General features: G+C 44.0%; 8 protein-coding genes. All 8 read right to left on the reverse strand.

Annotation, left to right across the window (positions count from 1 at the left end; genetic code table 11):
* Positions 1 to 106: 106 nt before the first annotated feature.
* Complete coding sequence (locus HT671_RS07585) at positions 107 to 889, reverse strand: hypothetical protein (protein ID WP_000067166.1); 783 nt, start codon at positions 887 to 889, stop codon at positions 107 to 109.
* A gap of 5 nt (positions 890 to 894) precedes the next feature.
* Positions 895 to 1,215 carry a hypothetical protein gene (locus HT671_RS07590; RefSeq protein WP_166736992.1) on the reverse strand — a complete coding sequence of 107 codons (321 nt, stop codon included), beginning with the start codon at positions 1,213 to 1,215 and terminating at the stop codon, positions 895 to 897.
* Positions 1,216 to 1,221: 6 nt separating this feature from the next.
* Positions 1,222 to 1,680: a hypothetical protein gene (locus HT671_RS07595; RefSeq protein ID WP_240153271.1), complete on the reverse strand. Its 459-nt coding sequence runs from the start codon at positions 1,678 to 1,680 to the stop codon at positions 1,222 to 1,224.
* Positions 1,681 to 1,713: 33 nt separating this feature from the next.
* Complete coding sequence (locus HT671_RS07600; protein ID WP_000134981.1) at positions 1,714 to 1,992, reverse strand: hypothetical protein; 279 nt, start codon at positions 1,990 to 1,992, stop codon at positions 1,714 to 1,716.
* 10 nt (positions 1,993 to 2,002) lie between these two features.
* Entirely contained in the window at positions 2,003 to 2,155 is a 153-nt protein-coding gene (locus tag HT671_RS07605; protein ID WP_000036642.1) for a hypothetical protein, read from the reverse strand.
* Positions 2,148 to 2,681, reverse strand: a complete 534-nt coding sequence (locus HT671_RS07610) for a hypothetical protein (RefSeq protein ID WP_172923110.1) — start codon at positions 2,679 to 2,681, stop codon at positions 2,148 to 2,150. The genes HT671_RS07605 and HT671_RS07610 overlap by 8 nt, the downstream gene beginning before the upstream one ends.
* Positions 2,678 to 2,884, reverse strand: coding sequence for a hypothetical protein (locus HT671_RS07615; protein ID WP_000368698.1), 207 nt, complete (start codon positions 2,882 to 2,884; stop codon positions 2,678 to 2,680). The genes HT671_RS07610 and HT671_RS07615 overlap by 4 nt, the downstream gene beginning before the upstream one ends.
* On the reverse strand, positions 2,877 to 6,413 hold a 3,537-nt coding region (locus tag HT671_RS07620; protein ID WP_240153272.1), incomplete at its 5' end, for a tail fiber domain-containing protein. The genes HT671_RS07620 and HT671_RS07615, both read right to left, overlap by 8 nt.

Here is a 6,413-nt window from a genome sequence, read left to right on the forward strand (position 1 = left end):
AATAATAATGACGGTCCACTCGACCACACCAACCTATCGCCAATATAGCGCTTGACAATCTCTCTACTTCCTAACATGATTCTTACTCTATCTCTCATAGCTTCACCTACTTAAAAATATCGTAAATCGTGTGAGGGTCTTTGGTAGTAATAGCATCGTACTGCTCTTGCGTACCGGCCCAATAGTTGAGTGCCTGCGAACCGTTCTGATTGACAATGTTCTGACCTGGAACTCCACTTCGCCCTTGTTCACCATCGTTGACATTATCCAAATGGGTAAAAGCAGAGGCTCTCAATCCTCTGTAATTCACTTCAATGCGAACTTCAAACCAACCACCAGAACGCTGAGAAGCACTCCATGTGCCAAATTTTCCTGCTGAATCAGGGGTCTGATTTCTCAAAGAACGCCAGTTTGTATAGCCAAAACCACGGTAGTAATAATCAAGAGTATAGCCGCTCGTGACTGCTTCGCCATCGTAGAATACATCCGCAAACAAATTCAATCGGCTAGTAGAGCCATTCTTATAAGAACCCTCAATACGAACGCTGGCATTCAAACTATGCCCATTATCCCCTTTTAAGCTATCCCGTTGAGTCGGTGTCAGCGTATCGAATGATGGACGATTTTCTAAGGCGGAAATCCTAGCCTTGATGGGGATATCATTGTACAACTCCCATTTTTGGGCATAAGTAGACAAGTCTTGGTGGGAGGTCAAGTAGCCTTTCTCTTCCAGCTCCGCTTTTGTAACGAGGGTTTCTGGATGGACTTTCGGTCTACTCTCAAGGGTGTCCAGTCTTTTCTTAACCTCCCTATCCTTTAGCTCTGAGTCTTCTTTGATAGCCTTGACATCCTCACCGATTGCTCTTGCTAGATTTTCAAGGTTACTCATAGCACTCACGCTTTCGCTGCGTTATAGGTTGCGACCAAGTCAACATTGGCAATCTGGTCTACACGTCCGCTGACTTCAGTTACTTTGCCAAGAAGTGCGCTATTTTCATCTTGTCCCATACTTGTGATTTTTTCCGCGATTTCTTTCAGTGTGTCCAAATTCTCAGGCGTTCCTTCACCCAAGATTTCAGCCTTAACTTCAGATTTAGCTTGGGCGATTGCTTGGTTCATGTCAGACGTGCTGACTTTCGTTTTCAGCTCTTCGTTTACCTTTTTGTTATCTTCCCCCACTGCCTGCGCAAATGCTGTTAATTTTGTAGTATCCATTTTGTGTTACACCTTTCCTAAATTGTAATAAAAGAGCAGGTCTGGCAATTCCTGACCTACTGGGCTCTCGCCTACAGTTCTACCTGTAAGCTGTTTCTCAACTTCTTTTGCAATATCCAGCTCTTTTAAAGCATGGACTTCCTCTGTGACCAATTCTTTATCTGAGGCCACTATCTTGATATGGACAGATTTATCACTGGGGAAAACATAGCCTCCAGCCGTGATTTCCAAGCGATAACTCCCAATGGGCAAGATAGCGTCCAGATGAAAACTCACACCTTGACCGGTAACGGTTACCTGCTTCTTCCACTGGTAGCCCTCCTTGGTCAGACTGATCAGTGCCTCCTTCCCTTCCAGAGAGGAGATGACTTGGTAATCTTCGTCTAAGAGGGCAAAACCAAAGGTGGAAGCCAAGTCCCCTTGCTTAATCAGGTGCCCACCGTCAATTTGCCGCAAATTGGTCATATTGAGATTACAGACCATTCTGCACCTCTTTCTTTACTGTTTACTTTGTATCAAGGTTTTCAGTTCTCTCACATCTTCACCTAGCGATTTGACCTGTTCAGCCAGCACCAGAATAGCCTTATTTTGTTCGTCATGGTTATCCAATCTTTTGTTAGCCGACATTCGAAATTCGCGTAAGTTCTCAATGTCTTTTTCTATGGCTGTCATGCGATTTTCCTGCTTGGTTGCCCTGTCCTTCATGGAAAAGTACAAGACAACCACAGGAATCAGAGAAAAGAGAAACCGAATCAATAAGTGCTCAATCTCTGTCATAAGCACCTCGCTAGTTTGCCAGATGGCTCAAACCACGTCGCTTCAATTCCTTGCGCACACGGTCTTTCCAGCGTTTATGTACCCATGAAAAGTCAACTGCTCCACGTTCCAGTAGGTTGATGTACATGTCGATTTTGGCTTGGTCTAGTGTAATCTTACTCATTGCTGCTACCTCCATTGTCTTCACTAGGGCTCTCTTGGTTTGTCGTTTCAGAAATGTCATCTTCTTTCTCGCTTTCTTTCTTATCTTCTACCGCTGGGGTTGGTTGTGCTTCTTCAGCTTGGTTTTCTGTGTCCGTAACCTGAGGGGTGTCCTCGTCGGTCTCCTCCTGGTCAGACTCTCCTTGAGCTTCCAGCTCCTCCAATCGCGCTAAGATATCCTCAATATCCTGAGCATTCTGGAGATTGACCTTCTGCATGCCATCCATGAGCTGGTTGGCTCTCTCCAGCGCTTCCGTCGTCTTAGCCAGTTGTTCTTGGTTCTTGACAATGGCGCTTGTTGGGTCCAGTTCAGTGCGAACCAATTCCAAAACCGCTTGGATAAGGGCGTCCTCACTATCCTGTGTGTGGTCACCTGGCAATTCGCACTGCTCATAAGAATAGAGCCCCTTGTTTTCCATCTTGATTGCGACAACTGTTACATTTTCCCCACCTTTCAAGTAGGGATTGATTGCTACTTCGTAATTCATTCCTTATTTCCTTTCATTTTCGCTTGCGTTTCGTCAAAAAGTTCTTTAAGCGCTGGGTCATATTCCAGCACCGCCTTAAAGGCCTGTAATTCAGCCAAAGCCAGCCTATGGTGTACATTTAAATGCGCATAGTTCAATTCGATATCAGCCAAACGGTCGACGAGTGACTCAGCGACTAGCTTGTCGATTGTGTGATTATCCATGTCTGTTCTCCATTTTTTCTATTTTTTGATTTAATTCTTGAATGGCCTTGATTAAGTAAGGCACCAATTCAAATGTGCGATATGAATATGCACCGTCAGGATTCTCATAGAATGCTTCAGGGGCATATTTCTGGACATCCTGAGCCATGATACCACATGAGATATCCTCAATTTGGCCATCGTATTCTTTACGATAGCTGTAAGTCTTCAGCTTTTCGATGACATCTAGACCAGATACTTGACTGTCTTGAATATTTGATTTATAGCGACGGTCTGAGATTCTTTTATTCATCTCAATCCAGTCGCTACCTCCGTTACCTTGTCTATTCAAATATAGCCAGGTACCTCCTTGTGAAGTATCTTTCCATAATTTATTATATATAGGTGAGTAAAGCCACTCACCGCCACTATAAGTGATACGACCAGACACCCTCAAACTACCATTTATCACTGCTCCATTTGAAAACGACGGTTGACTATAAAAATTCACTCTTGATCTATCCGAAAAGTCAACCCTACCGTGGAAATTTGCTCCGTTTCGGCAATGCATGTTTCCTAACGTTGTCACATACCAAGCATTGGGGCCAGGACTGTTCCAACTGTAACCCCAGTTCGCCCAAAATGCGGTATTTTCGCCATTGTAGCTTCCGCCTTCGCCGTTTCCCATGCCGACCGAGAATTGGTTGACACCAGAAATCCAGCGACCTCTTCCTTGAGCAAAACGACCAATTGTAAACCCTCCTATTTGACCCTGATAAGCTTCTAAGAAAGTCGAGCGATTCACAACTGATTCAATCTTAGTCGCAAAGATACGTTTAGAAGTTAGTTCTCCAATAAAGGCGTCGTTGGCAATAAGTTTTCGAATAAAGGCATGATCAAACTTTACCTTATCAGCTGTGACCGCTTCGGCAGCTAAAACAGCTGTCGTTACTGAACCTGATTCAAAATTAGCTGTCTTCAACTTATCAACCATGGCAGACTTGATGACTGCTCTGTCAATCAGGGTCTCGCCTGTTATATGGGTTAATTTCCCAACAAAGCGGTTATGTCCATTGGCTCCTAGATTGATACCCGAAATCAAATCACCTGCACTGTTGATGTTTTGAACCAACCAGGAGCCAGCTAGTTGAGTCATTTTTGTTTGCGTTGCTTCAAGCTTCTTATTCGCATCTGCGACTGCATCTTCTGGATGTGGTTGCCATGTTCTAGGTTTATAACCTTTGTACAAGTCAACTTCTGTAATATACAAATCAGCTGTTCCTGATGATGAGCCATTGTTCTCAAAACGAATGTAAGCATTATCCATTTCTCCGGAATTAAAAGTTACTGAGACATCTTCGCATCTAGAGGTAGATAGTTTCTTGCTGCTAACAACTTTCTTAAAGATTGTGAATCCATCGCTCTCGCCTGCTCTTCGTCCCAAAATATAAACATCATAGCTTGCTAGAGCACTGTTGTTAAATCCTCTAAAATTCAGTACATAGTCAGTATTTCGTTCAAGATTAAAACGGTGACTAGACAAAAAGTTTTTGTTTTTAGTTGCATTGCTTAAACGCATAAGGTCTTTCTGCCCGTTGTGATAAAAGCTATGCTTAACCAATCTTCCTAAATTTTGAGTTGAGCCCCATTTATTCGTATCATTTTTAAAATCACTATTCTTAATGAGGTTAGGGCCGCTTACACTATATTTCCCAACCTCAACCTGAAACAGTTGATTGGTCATAGCCATGCGAGCAACCTTATCCGCAATTCCATTTTCAGTATTACCCAGAATCCGCTCGTAAAGTTCACTGGTTTCCTTAACACGCTGGAAGTCAGTAGTCTCTACCTTACCTGCCAGTTGATGGGATAGGTTCGCAATGTTCCTGGTCATATCCTGCTTATAAGTTGTTATTTGGCTTGAAATATCCCTAAATGTCCCGTCGGCAGATTGACGATAGCTAGCTATTTGGCTAGTTATTTCTCTATTCGCACTCGTTTTAACTCCTTCAATTCTCCGATGAATCCCCTCCACGTCTTCTTGATAGCTTGATTTCCCTACATAATCTCTGGATATCTGCTCACGAACTGCTCTTGCTTGTCTCGCGCTCTCCTCACGAGTATAGCGCTGTAAGCTTTCCTGTCTTTGACCATCTTGAGCAACATAGGCCTGAACAGCCGACAAATCCGTTCGCAATTCCTGCGCTGTTCGCTCAAAGCTAGCCTTAGCTTGTGTGATGAGACCATTGGTGTCTTCAAGCGCTGGACTCCAGTCTGTCGCTAGGGTACCTTTTTCAAGTTTAATCCTACGAATGAAAAGAGTTCCTCCGTATCCTAAATCTGAATTGAATAGGGTCATCTGTAGCTTGGATTCAGAGGGCGCATCCTCTTTAAAAAATACCGGACCTGTAAGCCTAAATCGCTGCCACTCCCTAGTCGCAGTGAACTCTTTTCGTCCCTCTATACCAAAGCCATTCCCACCATTATGCATCATGTGGAAAGGAAAAGAACCATCAACTTCATCGAGTTTATAATCAAACGAGAGAGTCCAAGTTGTCCCAATATCGGACTTTGAAAGATAGGGATCTAGATTATCAAACACAAAACCAAAACGAGACTGTTGAATTTTCTCGGAATCACGATAATAGTTCCGACCACCAACTTGCATATTTGAAAACTCTTCCCGTAATTTCCCTGCTTCAGCCACAACTAAGGTCTTATCTGCCTTGTCCTTGGTTGCGTTCAGGATTTCCTGGCGGATAGAGCCAGCTCGCACCTCAAATTCAGCCTGACTCAACTTCTGATTTAGTTTGTTCTGCGTGTCTGTCTCAAGACTCTTCACAGATTGCCGGATATTCTCAGCAGTCACGTTGAGGGAGCTGATATCCGCTTTGGTTCTGAGACCTTCAGTCAAACGCCTCACTCCAGCATCAAGCGCATCAGCGCGCTGATTAAAACGAGAGGTCATTGTTGAAATACGAGTAGAGCTCTCTTCTTGTATACGGTCTATCTGACTCGTCAGAGTCTCTGCTGTTTGCCTGACTTCTGATTTGTTAGCTTTCCCTTCCATTCTGTTCGTCAGTGCAGTTAGCCTGCCTTTAGTCGTCTCTTCATATCTTGCCTGAGAGCTTCTGACTCCAGCCAAGTCATTCTTTATCTGACCGAGAGCTTGAACTTGTTTGGAAATGTCAGTTTTAAGTTGCCTTTGCTTGGAGCTTATATCATTGGTAACTGTCTGCTTTAGAAGATTCAAATCACCCGACAAAGCCGTCTGAGCACTCCTAGTCTGCGACTTAAACGCTTCAAGTCTAGCAACAGAATCCAGCCCAATCCGCTTGGCTTCCTGAGCAAGAGAGCTACTTGCGCCAGCTTGTCTCAAAGCTTCCTCAGCCTTGCGCCTTGATTCTCGTAAAGGTTCATCATGAAAGCTATTGAAACGCTGATTGATAGTGTCAGACACTTCTTGCTTGACTTCTTCCGCCTTAGCCTTGGCAAGTTCGATGGCATCCGTGATAGCTTTCTCACGCTTAGTAAATTCAGCGTCAAAGGC

It is taken from the genome of Streptococcus sp. 2741 (genome assembly GCF_013276315.1).
Taxonomy (GTDB): Bacteria; Bacillota; Bacilli; order Lactobacillales; family Streptococcaceae; genus Streptococcus; species Streptococcus pseudopneumoniae.